Annotated in this window: 18 protein-coding genes; 6 read left to right on the forward strand and 12 right to left on the reverse strand. The window is 44.8% G+C overall.

What is annotated here, in order from left to right; genetic code table 11:
- Positions 1 to 21: 21 nt before the first annotated feature.
- The 6 genes from ACIPUA_RS00095 to ureG are packed head-to-tail and all read left to right on the forward strand — an operon-like array spanning position 22 to position 4,185.
- A complete protein-coding gene (locus tag ACIPUA_RS00095) occupies positions 22 to 324 on the forward strand; it encodes an urease subunit gamma (RefSeq protein WP_042846107.1) in 303 nt (100 codons plus the stop codon).
- An 8-nt stretch (positions 325 to 332) separates the two neighbouring features.
- Positions 333 to 656: an urease subunit beta gene (locus ACIPUA_RS00100; protein WP_042846109.1), complete on the forward strand. Its 324-nt coding sequence runs from the start codon at positions 333 to 335 to the stop codon at positions 654 to 656.
- Positions 657 to 658: 2 nt separating this feature from the next.
- Complete coding sequence (gene ureC / locus ACIPUA_RS00105; protein WP_048606220.1) at positions 659 to 2,362, forward strand: urease subunit alpha; 1,704 nt, start codon at positions 659 to 661, stop codon at positions 2,360 to 2,362.
- Positions 2,363 to 2,384: 22 nt separating this feature from the next.
- Positions 2,385 to 2,870: an urease accessory protein UreE gene (gene ureE / locus ACIPUA_RS00110; protein WP_449059175.1), complete on the forward strand. Its 486-nt coding sequence runs from the start codon at positions 2,385 to 2,387 to the stop codon at positions 2,868 to 2,870.
- 21 nt (positions 2,871 to 2,891) lie between these two features.
- Entirely contained in the window at positions 2,892 to 3,557 is a 666-nt protein-coding gene (locus ACIPUA_RS00115) for an urease accessory protein UreF (RefSeq protein WP_449059176.1), read from the forward strand.
- Positions 3,558 to 3,567: 10 nt separating this feature from the next.
- Complete coding sequence (gene ureG, locus ACIPUA_RS00120; protein ID WP_449059177.1) at positions 3,568 to 4,185, forward strand: urease accessory protein UreG; 618 nt, start codon at positions 3,568 to 3,570, stop codon at positions 4,183 to 4,185.
- Between the two features lie 43 nt (positions 4,186 to 4,228).
- On the opposite strand, the gene hypE is transcribed toward ureG, so the two are convergent.
- The 12 genes from hypE to hypF all read right to left on the reverse strand — a co-directional run bounded on the left by hypE (position 4,229) and on the right by hypF (position 16,954).
- A complete protein-coding gene (gene hypE, locus ACIPUA_RS00125; RefSeq protein WP_072065734.1) occupies positions 4,229 to 5,254 on the reverse strand; it encodes a hydrogenase expression/formation protein HypE in 1,026 nt (341 codons plus the stop codon).
- On the reverse strand, positions 5,255 to 6,367 hold the full coding sequence (hypD, locus tag ACIPUA_RS00130; RefSeq protein WP_071548597.1) for a hydrogenase formation protein HypD: 1,113 nt from the start codon (positions 6,365 to 6,367) through the stop codon (positions 5,255 to 5,257).
- Positions 6,351 to 6,647, reverse strand: a complete 297-nt coding sequence (hybG, locus tag ACIPUA_RS00135) for a hydrogenase maturation factor HybG (protein ID WP_042846117.1) — start codon at positions 6,645 to 6,647, stop codon at positions 6,351 to 6,353. The genes hypD and hybG overlap by 17 nt, the downstream gene beginning before the upstream one ends.
- Complete coding sequence (hypB, locus tag ACIPUA_RS00140; RefSeq protein WP_042846118.1) at positions 6,638 to 7,690, reverse strand: hydrogenase nickel incorporation protein HypB; 1,053 nt, start codon at positions 7,688 to 7,690, stop codon at positions 6,638 to 6,640. Before hypB ends, hybG begins: the two co-directional genes overlap by 10 nt.
- A gap of 90 nt (positions 7,691 to 7,780) precedes the next feature.
- Complete coding sequence (hypA, locus tag ACIPUA_RS00145) at positions 7,781 to 8,122, reverse strand: hydrogenase maturation nickel metallochaperone HypA (protein WP_042846119.1); 342 nt, start codon at positions 8,120 to 8,122, stop codon at positions 7,781 to 7,783.
- A complete protein-coding gene (hybE, locus tag ACIPUA_RS00150; protein ID WP_048606210.1) occupies positions 8,122 to 8,607 on the reverse strand; it encodes a hydrogenase-2 assembly chaperone in 486 nt (161 codons plus the stop codon). Before hybE ends, hypA begins: the two co-directional genes overlap by 1 nt.
- Positions 8,600 to 9,094 (reverse strand): HyaD/HybD family hydrogenase maturation endopeptidase, encoded by a 495-nt coding sequence (locus ACIPUA_RS00155; protein ID WP_042846121.1) that lies wholly within the window; start codon positions 9,092 to 9,094, stop codon positions 8,600 to 8,602. The genes hybE and ACIPUA_RS00155 overlap by 8 nt, the downstream gene beginning before the upstream one ends.
- Positions 9,094 to 10,797, reverse strand: coding sequence for a hydrogenase 2 large subunit (gene hybC, locus ACIPUA_RS00160; RefSeq protein ID WP_449059178.1), 1,704 nt, complete (start codon positions 10,795 to 10,797; stop codon positions 9,094 to 9,096). Before hybC ends, ACIPUA_RS00155 begins: the two co-directional genes overlap by 1 nt.
- Positions 10,794 to 11,981 (reverse strand): Ni/Fe-hydrogenase cytochrome b subunit, encoded by a 1,188-nt coding sequence (gene hybB, locus ACIPUA_RS00165; protein WP_042846124.1) that lies wholly within the window; start codon positions 11,979 to 11,981, stop codon positions 10,794 to 10,796. Before hybB ends, hybC begins: the two co-directional genes overlap by 4 nt.
- Positions 11,965 to 12,951 (reverse strand): hydrogenase 2 operon protein HybA, encoded by a 987-nt coding sequence (gene hybA / locus ACIPUA_RS00170; RefSeq protein ID WP_048606208.1) that lies wholly within the window; start codon positions 12,949 to 12,951, stop codon positions 11,965 to 11,967. The genes hybB and hybA overlap by 17 nt, the downstream gene beginning before the upstream one ends.
- A gap of 2 nt (positions 12,952 to 12,953) precedes the next feature.
- The gene (gene hybO, locus ACIPUA_RS00175; RefSeq protein WP_042846126.1) at positions 12,954 to 14,072 is read right to left on the reverse strand and encodes a hydrogenase 2 small subunit; all 1,119 of its coding nucleotides are present in this window, start codon (positions 14,070 to 14,072) and stop codon (positions 12,954 to 12,956) included.
- 605 nt (positions 14,073 to 14,677) lie between these two features.
- A complete protein-coding gene (gene hypF / locus ACIPUA_RS00180) occupies positions 14,678 to 16,954 on the reverse strand; it encodes a carbamoyltransferase HypF (protein WP_048606205.1) in 2,277 nt (758 codons plus the stop codon).
- Positions 16,955 to 16,979 lie beyond the last annotated feature (25 nt).

Genomic DNA, 16,979 nt, shown 5'->3' on the forward strand with positions numbered 1-16,979 from the left:
ACGTTATTTTTAGGAGCAAAAATGGAACTAACACCAAGAGAGAAAGATAAATTATTGCTTTTTACCGCCGGGCTTGTTGCGCAAAAGCGCTTAGATCGTGGATTAAAACTCAACTATCCAGAAGCGGTTGCGTTGATCAGTTGTGAGATTATGGAAGGCGCTCGCGATGGTAAAACCGTCGCACAATTAATGAGTGAAGGCCGTACCATCTTAACCGCCGATCAAGTCATGGAAGGTGTCCCCGAAATGATCAAAGACGTCCAAGTGGAATGCACATTCCCTGACGGCACTAAACTTGTTTCCATTCATGACCCAATTGTATAGGTAGCAATATGATCCCCGGTGAAATTAAAGTTAACTCAGCTTTAGGTGACATCGTACTCAATGCAGGTCGAGAAACCCAAACCGTCCAAGTCGCTAACCATGGTGATCGCCCTATTCAGATTGGCTCTCATTACCATTTTTATGAAGTGAACGACGCCCTTAAATTTGAGCGGGAAGCGACGTTAGGCTTTCGTTTAAATATCCCTGCGGGTATGGCCGTTCGTTTTGAACCAGGCCAAAGCCGTACGGTTGAGTTAGTCGCATTTAGTGGCAAAAGAGAAATTTATGGCTTCCATGGCAAAGTCATGGGCAAGTTAAAGAGTGAGAATTAATAATGAAAACTATCTCACGGCAAGCTTACGCTGATATGTTTGGTCCAACAACAGGTGACCGCTTACGCTTAGCAGATACCGAGTTATTTTTAGAGATCGAAAAAGATTTCACCACTTACGGTGAGGAAGTTAAATTTGGCGGTGGTAAAGTCATCCGTGACGGCATGGGGCAAAGCCAAGTCACGAGTGACCAATGTGTTGATGTCCTAATCACCAACGCCATTATTTTAGACCATTGGGGGATAGTCAAAGCAGATATCGGTATTAAAAATGGCCGTATTGCCGGTATTGGTAAAGCAGGTAACCCTGACGTTCAACCCAACGTAGATATTGTTATTGGCCCGGGAACAGAAGTGGTTGCCGGTGAAGGTAAAATTATTACCGCAGGCGGTGTCGATACCCATATTCACTTCATTTGCCCACAGCAAGCAGAAGAAGGTTTGGTATCTGGAGTTACTACATTTATAGGCGGTGGAACGGGCCCTGTAGCTGGTACCAATGCGACGACAGTAACGCCCGGTATCTGGAACATGTACCGCATGTTAGAAGCAGTAGACGAGTTACCCATCAATGTGGGCCTGTTTGGTAAAGGCTGCGTAAGCAAACCTGAAGCTATCCGCGAACAAATCGAAGCAGGTGCAATTGGCCTTAAAATCCATGAGGACTGGGGCGCAACCCCAATGGCAATTGATAACTGCCTAAATGTCGCAGATGAAATGGATGTGCAAGTCGCTATCCACTCAGATACCTTAAATGAAGGTGGGTTTTATGAGGAAACCGTCAAAGCCATTGCTGGACGAGTGATCCACGTATTCCATACTGAAGGTGCTGGGGGTGGTCATGCCCCTGATGTGATCAAATCTGTGGGTGAGCCCAATATTCTACCCGCTTCAACCAACCCAACTATGCCGTATACCATCAACACGGTGGACGAACATTTGGATATGTTGATGGTTTGCCATCATCTCGACCCTTCTATTCCTGAAGATGTCGCTTTTGCCGAGTCGCGAATTCGGCGTGAAACCATTGCAGCAGAAGATATTTTGCATGACATGGGAGCAATTTCTGTCATGTCCTCTGATTCGCAAGCAATGGGGCGTGTTGGCGAGGTTATCATTCGCACTTGGCAATGCGCTCATAAAATGAAATTGCAGCGTGGCACCCTAGAAGGGGATACACCGGAAAGTGACAATAACCGAATTAAACGCTATGTCGCTAAATACACAATTAACCCCGCTATCGCCCATGGCATTGCCCATGAAGTCGGGTCGATTGAAAAAGGTAAACTCGCGGATATCGTGTTGTGGGACCCTGCCTTTTTTGCCATTAAACCGGCCTTGATTATGAAGGGTGGCATGGTGGCTTATGCCCCTATGGGGGATATTAATGCGGCTATTCCAACGCCTCAACCTGTCCATTACCGCCCAATGTTTGGCGCATTAGGTAAAGCCAAATACCACACTTCGATGATTTTTATGTCGAAAGCCGGTATCGATGCAGGCGTGCCTGAGAAACTAGGCTTACAAAGTCAAATTGGCCGAGTTGAGGGCTGCCGTAACATCACCAAAGCATCCATGATCCACAATAACTATGTGCCTCATATTGAGCTCGACCCACAAACTTACATTGTCAAAGCTGATGGTATTCCATTGGTTTGTGAGCCAGCCACTGAACTCCCCATGGCACAACGTTACTTTTTATTCTGACCCCTAATTGAAGAGCCAGTGCATGAAAAAATTTATTAAAGTTATAGATAACCATGAGGCACCTGATATGCATTTATTATCATTGTGTTTAACCATGGATGAGCGCACTAAGAGCCGTTTAAAAGTCACCTTAAGTGATGGACAAGAAGCGGGGTTGTTCCTTCCCCGTGGAACAATACTTAAGGAAGGTGATGTATTAGCCACGGAAACTGGGGAATTCGTCACTATCGAAGCCGCAAAAGAGCAAGTTTCGACGGTTTACAGTGATGACCCACTGCTGTTGGCGCGTGTTTGCTATCACTTAGGCAACCGCCACGTTCCTCTGCAAATTGAAGCGGGTTGGTGCCGTTATTTTCACGACCATGTGTTAGATGATATGGCCCGTGGATTAGGTGCAACGGTCAGTGTGGGGCTGGAAAAATACCAACCTGAGCCGGGGGCTTATGGTGGGTCATCCGGTGGGCATCATCACCATCAACATGACTACGATGAACATCACCACCATTAATAACACTGGGGAAGTTTATCCATGTTAGCAGATTTGCGCTTATATCAACTTGTCAGTCCCTCTTTACCTGTTGGGTCATTCACTTATTCCCAAGGCTTGGAATGGGCGATTGAAAACGGCTGGGTCACCACGCCGGATACTCTTGCAAGCTGGTTAACAGCACAAATGACCCACGCAATTGCGACATTAGAACTTCCTGTTTTGCGGCAAATTCATACACATTTGCTATGTTCCGATATAGAAAAAGTCACCTATTGGTGTGATTTTATGATCGCCAGCCGTGAAACGAAGGAGCTACGCTTAGAGGAGCGCCAGCGAGGTATTGCTTTCGCCCGCTTGCTACCTCAGCTAGGGATTGAGCTTGATACAACCACACAGACCTGCGTTAAGCAAACACAGTTAATGGCGTTTGCTCTTGCGGCAGTCAGTTGGAATATTGATATTGAAAAGCTGTGCAGTGCCTATGCATGGGGTTGGCTGGAAAACACCGTCATGTCTGGTGTTAAGCTAATCCCTCTTGGGCAAAGTGCTGGACAGAACATCCTATTTACCCTGACAGAACGCATCCCAACCATTGTCGCGCAATCAGCCACTTGGCCTTTAGAAGATATCGGCAGTTTTACTCCTGCCCAAATTATTGCCAGTAGTCAGCATGAAACCCAATACACACGACTTTTTCGTTCATGAGAAATATACAATGCAAGAATATAACCAACCCCTACGAATTGGTGTCGGTGGGCCAGTAGGCTCAGGAAAAACGGCATTACTCGAAGTTTTATGCAAAGCGATGCGCGATACCTACCAAATTGCGGTCGTCACCAATGATATTTATACCCAAGAAGATGCAAAAATACTCACGCGTGCAGAAGCCTTAGACGCTGACCGCATTATCGGCGTAGAAACAGGCGGTTGCCCTCACACTGCCATTCGTGAAGATGCCTCCATGAACCTTGCGGCAATTGAGGAACTGGCAATGCGCCACAAAAACCTCGATGTCGTATTTGTGGAAAGCGGTGGCGACAATCTAAGTGCAACTTTTAGCCCTGAGCTCGCCGATTTAACGATCTATGTTATTGATGTCGCTGAAGGGGAAAAAATCCCACGTAAGGGCGACCCGGGTATTACCCATTCTGATTTATTGGTGATCAATAAAATAGACCTCGCTCCGTATGTTGGGGCATCATTAGAGGTTATGGAAGCAGATACCGCAAGAATGCGCCCAATCAAACCTTATGTTTTCACCAACTTGAAGAAAAAAGTAGGCTTAGAGACCATTATCGAGTTTATTATCGATAAAGGTATGCTAAGGCGTTAGTCTGTTAGTTTGCCCTATAGTTTTTTGCCTATAGGGCATCTGATTAACAAATACGTGGTAATGGCTCACTGTGTGGTAAATCTAACAGCCTTGAGGCACCAAAAACCCCGACTAATTTCACTTGTTTTTGCTCTGTGACACAACCAATGGTAGCAGCATTTTCGCCTAATGGATGGCTGCGCAACGCGCCGAGTACTGCACTTTCTGCGTCAGGTTTAACCACAATCACCAATTTACCTTCATTAGCGAAGTTAAGTGGCTCTAAACCTAATAGCTCACAAACCCCTCTAACAGCAGAAGAAACGGGTAAATCCCCTTCATTCACCGCGATTCCGCACCCACTGGCCTGTGAAAATTCATGCAAAATAGCAGTAACCCCGCCACGGGTGGCATCCCGTAATGCACGAACCCCCTCAATATTGCGCAGTGGTTCAATCAATGGCGTTAATACCGCGCAATCACTATTTAGCTCAGCTTCCAAACCAAGCTGTTCTCGTAAGTTTAAGATGGTTGCGCCGTGATCGCCCAAAGTGCCACTCACTATTACCTTGTCACCCGCTTGAATTTGCTGGGCCCCCCAACGGATCTCACTTGGGATCACCCCAATACCAGCAGTGTTAATAAAGACTTTATCGGCAGCTCCACGCTGCACCACTTTAGTATCTCCGGTCACAATCTCTACGCCTGCGGCGGCAGCTGTTGCTGCCATGGATTCAACAATAGTTTGTAATTCAGATAGAAGGAAACCTTCTTCCAATATAAAACCGCAAGAAAGATATTTAGGAATAGCGCCACTCACCGCTACGTCATTAACCGTACCACACACGGCAAGCTTACCAATATTGCCACCAGGGAAAAATATAGGATCAATCACATAGCTGTCAGTACTAAAAGCTAAACGGTCACCTAAAGCCGTTAACTCCGCCAATGATAACCGCGCTTGGTCCTCCCTTTCATTAAGTGCTTGATTGGCAAATGCCTGCAAAAACAACTGTTCTATCAGTTGCTGCATAGCCTGCCCGCCGCTCCCATGTGCCATCGTCACCACATTGTTAGCATCACGACTCATTTATGCCTCCCGACGATATTGATAATAAGCCGCACAAGCGCCTTCTGAAGAAACCATTAATGCACCAAATGCTGTTTGAGGCGTGCAACGTTTGCCAAATAGAGCACATTCATTCGGTTTACAACGCCCCGTTAAGACATCACCACAACGAGCTTGCGGGTCATCAGCCACTTGATGAGGCTGTATTTGGAAACGTAATTCTGCATCAAAACTTTGATAAGCTTTCGAGAGCTGAACACCTGAACCCGCAATCTCCCCAAGTCCACGCCATTCGCTCGTTGTTTTTAATTCAAAAACATCACCCAATGCTTTTAATGCCAACATATTGCCATGATCAGATACAATACGCTTATATTGGTTTTCTACTTCACAGCGGCCATCTGCAAGTTGGTCAACAAGCATCGCTATGGATTGCAGAATATCAAGTGGTTCAAACCCCGTTACCACCAGCGGTTTATGAAAGTCATCCGTAATAAATTGATAAGGCTGAGAGCCAATCACCATGCTGACATGCCCCGGTGCTAAAAAGCCATCAATACGTACATCAGGTTGTTCTAACAGGCTTTTAAGCGTTGGGATAATAGTAATATGTTGACAAAATACCGTAAAATTATTGAGCTGACGGCGTTTTGCCTGCTGCAAGGTGATCGCCGTACTCGGCATGGTGGTTTCAAAGCCTAAGCCAAAGAAAACCACTTGGCGTTCAGGCTGCTGTTCAGCTAACGCTAGCGCATCAAGAGGAGAATAAACAATACGTACATCAGCCCCACGTCTTTTGGCATCTAATAATGAGCCTTTTTGACCAGGCACTCGCATGGCATCCCCATAAGTACAAAAAATCACTTCTGGGCGCTCCGCAATTTCAATGCAGCCATCGATACGCCCCATCGGTAATACGCAGACAGGGCAGCCCGGCCCATGCACAAATTCAATTTCATCAGGTAAAAGTTGGTCAATACCAAATTTGAAAATAGCATGGGTATGGCCGCCGCACACTTCCATGAGTTGTAATGGGCGGAACTTCGCTTGTGGAATGTCACTCACTCGTTTACGGATATGGCTTAATAATGCCTGCGCTAACGTTGGGTCTCGAAACTCATCGACGTACTGCATCAGAGTCTCCTACTGTTAACCCACTAAAATCGCTCACTTCATGATCTAATTGGCTCATTGCCGTTAACGCATCTAACGTCGATTGTGCTTCTTCTTCATTAATGATACTCATGGCAAAGCCGACGTGTACTAATACCCATTGGCCTAATAAATCTGAAGTTTCCCCTTCACAAATTAAACCAATATTAACGTCCCGCTTTACACCACACACATCCACTTGCGCCAATTGGTGAATATCTTCACCCACTGCGACAATTTTTCCCGGAATGCCTAAGCACATAACTGAGTCTCCAGCCACGCTAGCCATGCGTCCATACCATCTCCTTGCGTCGCAGAGACTTGGATCACTTGGATGTTTGGATTCACTTGTTTGGCATTGGCAATACAAGCGTCCACATCAAAATGTAAATAAGGCAGTAAGTCGATTTTATTCAGTAACATAATGTCTGCAGCCGCAAACATATGTGGGTATTTTAAGGGTTTATCTTCCCCTTCCGTTACCGAAAGCACTGCGACTTTATGACGTTCCCCTAAATCAAAACTTGCAGGGCATACTAAATTCCCCACATTTTCAATAAATAACAAACTATTATCTTCTAGACCTAAACGTGCGGCCGCATCATGCACCATTTGTGCATCTAAATGGCAACCTTTACCTGTATTCACTTGAATAGCAGGTACTCCCGTTTCACGGATACGCTGCGCATCATTGGTGGTTTGCTGATCCCCCTCGATGACTGCGCAATTTACTTTACCCCGCATTTTTAATAGGGTTTCAGTTAATAACGTTGTTTTACCCGAACCGGGGCTGGAAACTAAATTTAACGCTAAAATATTTTTTTGGTTAAACCCATCACGGTTATGCTCTGCAAGATGATTGTTTTTATCTAATACATCCATTTCGATTTGCAGCATGCGTTTTTGACTAATCCCCGGTGCATGAGTCCCTGCCTCCCCGTGGCCATAATCCAGATCGTGATGCTCCCCCGCAGGTTTAAAGCTTGATTCTAGAGTTTGATAAACATGTTTGTGCTTATGCTTATGTTTATGTTTTTTTGATTTCGCCTCGACGGGAGCCGGTTCATATTGGTGATAGTGATTATGCACATCACCTTGATGGTAATAATGATGATGGATAATAACCGTTTGCCCTTGGTTATCGTCTTGGTGCGAAAGCCCATGATCATGATGATCGTGTCCATGATGGTGATCATTGTCGTGATGATGATCATGAGGGTGGTCATGGTGATGATTATGGTCGTGATGAGGGTCATCGCCCTCGATCTTGCGCTCCCCTGAAGCACACCCACAAGTACTACACATAAGTTTCACTCCCAACAATGAGATTGTTAAATTAGGTTAATACATAATCCATTGAGACTGGTTGATGCACCTCAAGCCCAACCTGAAAAACTATTCAACTTCGAGCTCTTTGATGCGTAAACTGTCGCCATTCTCAACCTTTAAATTAAAACTCTGACATTGCGGGCAGCCTGATTGGTGGCTTTCGACTTCCACCATTTTACTGCAATCCCAACACCAAGCCTGCGCAGGAGTATGGATAACATGAAGTTGACACCCCTCCGCCACCGTACCGCGGCAAGCAATATCAAAACAAAAGCGAAAAGCCCCCTCTTCAATACAAGAGAGCGCTCCAATTTCTAACCAAACCCCTGAAACTCGTGTTACCGCATTTAGCTTGGCTTGCTGCTCAATAATGTCTACTGTGCTTTGGCACAGAGCAACCTCATGCATTATGCCCCCTTCAAATGACGAGCAAATAAAGCGCGACGTGCAGGTGATTGCGGAATATTTGGGTCGCTAACAGGCAATGACAGCAAAATCCGGCGGCAATCATCCACAAGGTGAATACCTTGCTCAATGCTCAAGCCTTTATCTAATGGTGACATTAAAGAGCAAGCCAAATATTGCGTTAACCCCTCAAGTTCCCCTACGGTGTAAGTCATTTCACCGTAAGGCAGAATTAACCCTAATTTGTCCCCCACACTACGCCGCTGCCAATATTGTTCAGGGCCGGGCAAAATAACAGCGCTTAACATCCATGGAGTGATAACAACGCCTACCCATTGATGTTCAAACAAGACAAAATCACTGGCGTAAACAGGCATAGTCGGATGTAAAAAAGATAAATCATGCATCGATTGCTCTACAACACGCTGAAATGCGGCCTCAACAAGAGGCCGGGGATTGGCTTCATAGCCTTTAATATCATCAGACATGTAAACTCTCTTCTTTGGCAATCACCTCTAGGCCTTCGCTGCGCAGCACTTCAACCACTTTTCTCAACGCGGGCTCAAGGGCAGCTTGCCCCGTTAACGTTAAGCCAATATGCGGTTCAAGGGATTCAGGTACCACACCGACTAAGGTTAGACGTTGGGGGAATTCATCCGTTAAATGCAAAGCCGATAGCACATCTGATAGGCCAAGTTGATGAGGGGAAATTTTTCGGGTAAATAATGCGGGCACTTCGTCATCGCGTAGTACTAAAATTGAGCCAGCCTGCTGGCTCGATAACACCACATCCGCAATAATCAAATGGTCACGGTCGGCCATTGGGCCGATCAATTCCATACCAGCAGTACCACCATCTAGCACTTCTACACATTCGGGCAAGTGATAACGTTCTTCTAACGCTTCCACTATACGCACACCTATCCCTTCGTCACTCAATAAGATATTGCCAACACCCAAGACTAAAATACGCATTACAGCACCTTAACCTTAGTGACTTCACCACCTTCAGTGTCCACAATATGTACAGCACAAGACATACAAGGGTCAAAGGAGTGAATGGTCCTGACTACTTCTAAAGGTTTTGTTGGGTCAGCAACGGGTGTTCCCACAAGGGCTTGTTCGTACGGACCCGGTTCATCGTTAAAGTTACGTGGGCCTGAGTTCCATGTCGATGGCACAACGGCTTGGTAATTTTCAATTTTACCGTCTTTGATAACCACCCAGTGGGAAAGTAGCCCACGAGGTACTTCCCCAAAGCCAACCCCTTTGATGGTGGCATTTTCTGGGAAGTTCGGTTTAACAAAGGTGGTAAAGTCCCCTTTGCCGATGTTATCCACCAGCGCTTGCCACTGAATCGACAACGTTTCATTCAATACACAGCAACGCACGCTACGACCAATAATACGACCTAATGTGGAATGCAGTTGGTCGATGCTAATACTGTTACCTGACAGAGTTTGGTACAGGTTCACTACATCGTTAAAATGTTTTTCCGTTGGCTCATGTTTTGCTGCCAGTTTGCACAGTAAGTCTGCCAACGGTCCCACTTCAACAGTTTTATCGTAGAAAGTCGGTGCTTTTACCCATGAATATTTACCGTCATCATCCCAACCAGTGTAGTCAGGGTTAGTGGTTCCTTCCCATGGCGCTTGTGGTTCGTTTTCTTTGTACCATGCATGTTTGCTACTTTCTTTAATACCATTGATCAAATACTCATCTGTATGGCTGGTAATTGGGCGATAAGTACTAAAGTCACTATTTTCTAAGTAACCACCGGGCAATAAGAAGCTACCATTTTTACCATCCATTGGCATTTCAGGCATACACATATAATTTTGAGCACCTTGACCAACTTCTAACCACTCTGGATAACCCGCAGCAATAACAGCCGCATCGATTTTGTACACTTGCTCAATAAAATCCCCCAAACGATCGATAAAAGATTTCACATACATCAAGCGTTCAAGGTTAAGTACACCAACCCCATCAAGGTTGATTGGGTTTGCCACACCACCAACAGCAAGGTTTTGAATATGCGGTGTTTTCCCCCCTAACAATGCCACAATACGGTTTGCATCCCTTTGGCACTCAAGGGCTTGTAAATAGTGAGCCACCGCAATTAAGTTTACCTCTGGCGACAATTTCATCGCTGGGTGCCCCCAATAACCATTAGCAAAAATGCCTAATTGACCACTTGCGACTAATTTTTTAATTTTATCTTGCACGCGTGTAAATTCTGCGGCGCTATTGAGCGGCCAAGTTGAAATACCGCTTAAGATTTCAGCGGCTTTATTTGGGTCGGCATTTAATGCGGAGGTGATATCCACCCAATCTAATGCAGATAACTGATAAAAATGGACAATATGGTCTTGAATAGTATGCGCGGCTAAAATCATATTACGGATGTACTGCGCATTAACAGGTACATCAATATTCAAAGCGCTTTCAATCGTGCGGACAGATACAATACCGTGGACAGTCGTACAAACCCCGCAAATACGCTGCATGATCATCCATGCATCACGAGGGTCTTTCCCTTTGACGATTTCCTCCATACCGCGCCACATAGTGCCTGAAGCCCAAGCCTTAGTGACCTTTCCATCTTCAATTTCACAATCAATGCGTAAGTGACCTTCGATACGAGTGACTGGATCTATTGTTATACATTGGCTCATGCTTTACCTCGGGCCTGTGAATGGCTCATCGTTGTTTTTTTCAATGCTGGGATAACAGGTAGTAAGCGGACCAATAAGATATAAGCGCATACCTCAATTGCCACAAAACCTATTGAAATTAAAAGTTCTTCTGTTGTTGGGAAGTAGTCGTAACCGCCCCCCGGATTGAACGCGACAAGGGAGTAGCTCATCCGCCACATTGCCGCCCCGATTAACATGCTCAACCCACTGATATATAACCAACGCGAGTCATTTCTCAGCGATGGAATACGGAAAATAACCAGAGGGATCACCATTAACACGGTTTCTATCCAGAACATCATGGCGTAAAAATCGCCATTAAAAATGTGATGTAATTTTTCGCGGTAAATCAACTCACCAAATCGGCAGGCTAAGAACAATATCAAGAGCACTTGCAGAATTTGCGTTAATCGCACAAATAATGGTCGTTCGTCAGCCCCCTGCCCCTTTAAGGCAGCTTGCAGCAATGAACCTTCAAAAATAACAATCGAAAAACCCATAATGAACGCGGTCAACAGCGAGAGCAGCGGCAGCATTTCATAACTTTGCCAAATAGGATGAACTTTATATCCCGCAGAAATCATCAATGACCCCATTGAGGATTGGTGCATCATGGGTAACAAGGCTCCTAATGCAATAATGAAAAACATGACTTTATTCAAGCGTTTTAACGAGACCTTCCAACCAAAACGCTCACACAATGCTGGGGCAAACTCTAAGGCCATGACCCCGATATAAATCGTCATGCATACTGCCGTTTCAAACAGCACCGAATTGGTATTGAAGAAGCCGGGAATATAGAAATAAGGTAAGTTCCAGTAACGCCCCACATCGATAGTTATCGATAAACCACCAAGCGAATAACCGAACAAACTAGCGAGTAATGCAGGACGTACCAACGGATGATATTCTCCGCGATTAAATACGTACACTGCCCAAGCCAGTGCCCAACCGCCACAAGCAAACCCTGTACCAATCAGCAGATCAAAAGCAATCCAAATTCCCCATGGATAGCCGCCATTTAAGTCAGAAACGGAACCGAGTCCAAAAACCAGACGTTTTATAATCAGAATGACACAAATTAGAACCAACGGCCCAAAGACCATTATTGGCCAACTGACTAAACGCCCACCGAGCGGCTGTTCTTTATGATGCGTCGTCATTTGAGTCATCTCCTTCGTGTTTGTCATTCTTGGTATTGCGGTATACCAAGAAGCTCAGCCCTGCTAGTGCGGCTAATGGCAACACCATGCCTTTATAAAGGGTATGCTGCACATATTCAGAGCGAGCGCCGGTAGAAAGCTGGTCTAGTTCAGGTAACCCAAGATTCTGATAAGGCACCCCTGAAAGCACTATCACCTGCGTACCGCCACCTTCAAGCTCGCCATATATGTGCGACTCATATTTAGGTACTTTAATGACATTCGGGTCATTACTATGCAAAGTTTGGCGAGGGTAACCGTATTCATCCCCTGCTTTGAGTGTTAAACGTTTTTTTGCTTCTGCCAGCAGTTCTTCACGCGTACCGAAAATCACTGCTCCTGTAGGGCAAACCTCTACACACCCCGGTAACCCCCCTTTATCTAAACGCTCTACACCTTTTTGGTTACATAGCTCACATTTATGAATTGCACCAAATTTGTCATCGTAGGCATATTTAGGAATATTGAATGGACATGCCACCATGCAATAACGGCAACCGGTACACACACTAGCGTCGTAATGGACAATGCCTGTTTTCGGATCTTTCTTTAATGCTTGAACAGGACAAACCGACACACAATTAGGGTCAACGCAATGCATGCATTGTTTTTTGATGTAAGCGTAGCCGTCTTTTTCCTGATCTTTATTAACCCCAGTCCCGCTACTCCAGACCTGAATAATATTATTGGTATAAGGGGTCAGTTTGTCGTTATTTGACCACGTTTGCTCCCCAACAGGGTTGCGCTCAGGGTGGTTAATATCTTGGCACTTAGTGACACAAGCCTGACAACCAATGCATAGCGTCGAGTCATACAGCATGCCAAGAGAATTCGGAATTGGCGGCCGGTTCTCTGCCCCAGCTAAACTAGGCGAGCTACCAGCTAATAGTGCTCCCCCAGCGGAGAGTTTAAGAAAATTTCGTCTATTCACGGTTATTCTCCCCGTGAGTCAGTATCTTGTTGGCGTTTTTGACGACCTAATTCACGCACAGCCATCACACTCACACCAGCCACTAGCCCTACAACGCCACCAATTAACCCCACTGCGGTTGATGATATTTGCCCACCTTCACGGTTATTCACATCAGGCTTGTCCGCACGCGGTGTTGGGTTTTCAACACTCGCAAGTTGGTGGATAGCTTTATGAAAACCCACATTTTCCTCATTACAACCATAGCAAGGATGACCAATTGCCACTGGCCACACGCCACCGACATCACAAAATTGTAATGTGGAGCAATTACCGTAAGTTTCGGGCCCTTTACAACCTAAATGGTATAAACACCAACCTTCACGGTGACCATCATCCCCGAACTCTTTTGCGAAGCGTCCCGCATCAAAGTGAGGACGACGTTCACAGTGTTCATGAATTAATCGACCGTACGCGAACATTGGGCGATTTTTACTGTCTAGTTTTGGAGGTCTGTTAAAGGTAATTAAATGAGCAACTGTCGCAAGGAAGTTATGTGGGTTTGGTGGGCAACCAGGGATATTAATAACCGTTTTATCTTTAATTACTTGGTTGAGGCCAACTGCACCTGTTGGGTTATCCCCAGCAGCCGCAACACCGCCCCATGATGCACAAGAACCAATAGCAATTACCGCCGCCGCATGTTCAGCCACTTCACGGATATGCTCAACAATCGGTTTTCCTGCAACCATGCAGTAAATACCACCATCTTTCAATGGGATAGAACCATCAACGACTAATACATACTTGCCTTTATACTTCTCTATCGCAGCATGCTTGTTCTGTTCGACCTGTTCTCCAAAAGCGGCGGACAATACCTCATGGTATTCCAGTGAAATCGTATCAAGAATTAAGTTTTCCAAGGTGGGGTGAGTAGAACACAGCAAAGACTCTGTGCAGCCCGTACACTCTTGAGCCCCAATCCAAATAACGGGGGGACGTGATGGGTCACTAATAGATTCAGCAATTTGAGCGGCCGCATTCGCGCTTAGCCCCATTGTTGCTGCCAATGCTGTACATAACTTCATAAAATCACGGCGGTTTATACCATGAGAAGAAATAATAGAGTTATCTCCTATCATTCTTTTTTCCTATTATTATGGGTGGCTTAGAACCTATTCATTAGGCAAATTTTTTTTATTATCTTGAGGTTATAAATACCACCACGCCTATGCCCTAATGTGCATACGCCTTTGGCTAGTATTGTTACCGTAAGATTGAAAATAAAACCATGCCTAATGAAATAAGTTCTTATTTAAGTAACCTGATGCATAAATATAAAACAAGATCCTATTCCTACTTGCTTTTTATCGCTTGATCTTTATCAAGAGGTAATAAGAAAATTTATCTTTTTTATATATTTGTTAGAAAAATCGATTCAGTTCGTGAGGATTAAAAAATATAACCATAGAAACAAATAGTCTGTTTAATTCAATATTGCGCTACATATCACATTAATTTAAATATAAAATTTATTTATTTTCATAAGGATAATGAAAACCATTATTTTAAATTAAATTAATTAACCGAAATTTGCGTATTAATAAAAAGCCTATTTTTAATACAGAGAAATAAAGTAAATAAGAATCAATATCAAAAAATAATAAAGATAATAATAGAATATGGGTGTATAAGAAGATATTACCATCCACTTATATAATTTCATTATCATCGTATCTATATTAAATTAAACTTTTAATCTTGCTGCTGCAATAGCTACTTGCCCTAATGATAACCCCCCATCCCCCATGGGTAATTGTTTAGCATACAGTACATCAAATTCGTTCAAATTACTGACCAGCAACCGCCTTAATAACTGATTATGAATAACCCCTCCAGACAGCACTATCCGGTGAATACCATATTGGTGAGCTGACTTTCTAGCAAGTTCGGCAAAACCTTGTGCTAGAGCAACATGAAATGCATGGGCACGCTGCACTTTAGGGGCTTGATAAGCAACCCATTGTTGCCAAAACGTTTTTAAATCCAATTGCTGGCCAATTAAAGGCATACTGACTGGGTGCGTCATAACATCACATTGCGAAGCTAATGCTTCGAGCTGACACGCAGCTTCCCCTTCCCAACTGGTCGCCGCCGTACAAATCCCTAACGCAGCGGCAACTGCATCAAACAACCGACCTACCGATGAAGCTACGGGGCTGTTAACTCCTCGTTGAATCGCTTTTTGCAAACCCTGCCAAGGAAATTCCTTTAACTGCAATGCCATTTCCTGTTGCTGCCACTGTGGAACAAACTGTAACCAATGGGCCAATAAATTGCGCCAAGGCTGCCGCGATGCTAATTCACCTCCGGGTAGCGCTACTGGCGGTAGCCCCCCTAAATGCTGGCTAGTGTTGTAATCGACTAATAAACATTCCCCTCCCCATAGTCGATTATCATCGCCATAACCTAAGCCATCTAGGGCTAAGCCAATCACTTTACTACCATCTAACGGCAAGCCATGTTCTACCATTACAGCAGCGATATGAGCATGGTGATGCTGTACCTTAATGAAGGGAATTTGTCGTTGTTGCGCCAATGTTTCTCCGTAACGGTAACTCACATAGTTTGGGTGCATATCCCCCACAATGACACTCGGTATAAAGCGATAAATTGACTCAAATAAAGTAATCGTATCTTGATATTGTTGGCAAATATCCATGTCATCAAGATCGCCAAAATGCTGGCTCATCACTGCACTATTGCCCCGCAACAAGCAAAAAGTATTTTTTAGATCCGCACCTAAACCGAGTATTGAGGGCGCATTTTCAAACCCTTTAGGTAAGGCCAATGCATCAGGGACATAACCCCTTGCACGCCTTAACATTTCAGCCTGCCCATCGTGGTAACGGACTAAGGAGTCATCAGCTCGCTGCACAATGTCTCGGTTATGTGTCAACCAAAAGTCAGCGACATTCGCTAAATCAGTAAATGCATCTGCCTCAGTTAATACGGGGGGTTTTCCAGAGGCATTACCAGAAGTCATAATTAATGGCCGTTTCACTTTTGCCATCAATAGGTGCTGTAAAGGGTTGGAAGGTAACATCACACCTAACTCTGTCAGTTCAGGAGCAACCGCTGCACTCAGTGAGTTATTCGCCCATTTATGAATTAAGACAATAGGTGCCGCAGGACTTTTTAATAATGCCTTTAACCCATTGTTAACCTTTATATTTTCATCCTCTAGCCAACCTATGGACGGGACCATCACTGCAAACGGTTTTGTAGGCCGCCGCTTACGTTGGCGTAATTGTTTCACCGCGTCATCGTTCGTCGCATCACAAGCTAGATGAAAACCGCCTAACCCCTTTATTGCAATAATTTTGCCAAGCAATATTTGCTCCGTTGCCAATAACAGAGCATCCTCTTTTTGCGCTAAAGTTTGCCCTAAACCATCGCAAAGCTTAATTTCTGGACCACACTGCGCACAAGCATTGGGTTGAGCATGAAAGCGCCTATCGGCTGGTGATTGATATTCAGATAAACAATGTGCGCATAATGGGAAGTTAGCCATTGCCGTGTTTGGTCGGTCGTACGGCATATGGCGGATAATGGTAAACCTTGGACCACAATGGGTGCAGTTAGTAAATGGGTAATGAAAACGCCTATTTGAGGGAGTAAAAAGTTCTTGCAAGCACGCATCACAAGTTGCCGCATCGGGGATCACTTGTGTATCCATTCGACCTTCGCCACTACGGCGAATAGTAAAGCTCTCAGGTAATATCTGCCATTGAAATGAACTTGATTGTACGCTTTCAATGTGTGCTAAAGGCGGGCAGTGTTGATGTAGTAATTGTATGAACTCGCTTAAATTAGTGCCTGCACATAAACGAACTAGCACCCCTTCACCGTCATTACAAACATCACCATAAAGATGGCATTGATGAGCAAGTTGCCAAATATATGGCCGAAACCCTACCCCCTGAACCTTACCTTTTATACGAAGCTGTATTCCGTTTTCCACTTACACACCCTCTTTATTACTAAGG

Source organism: Providencia sp. AGC89, assembly GCF_053543535.1.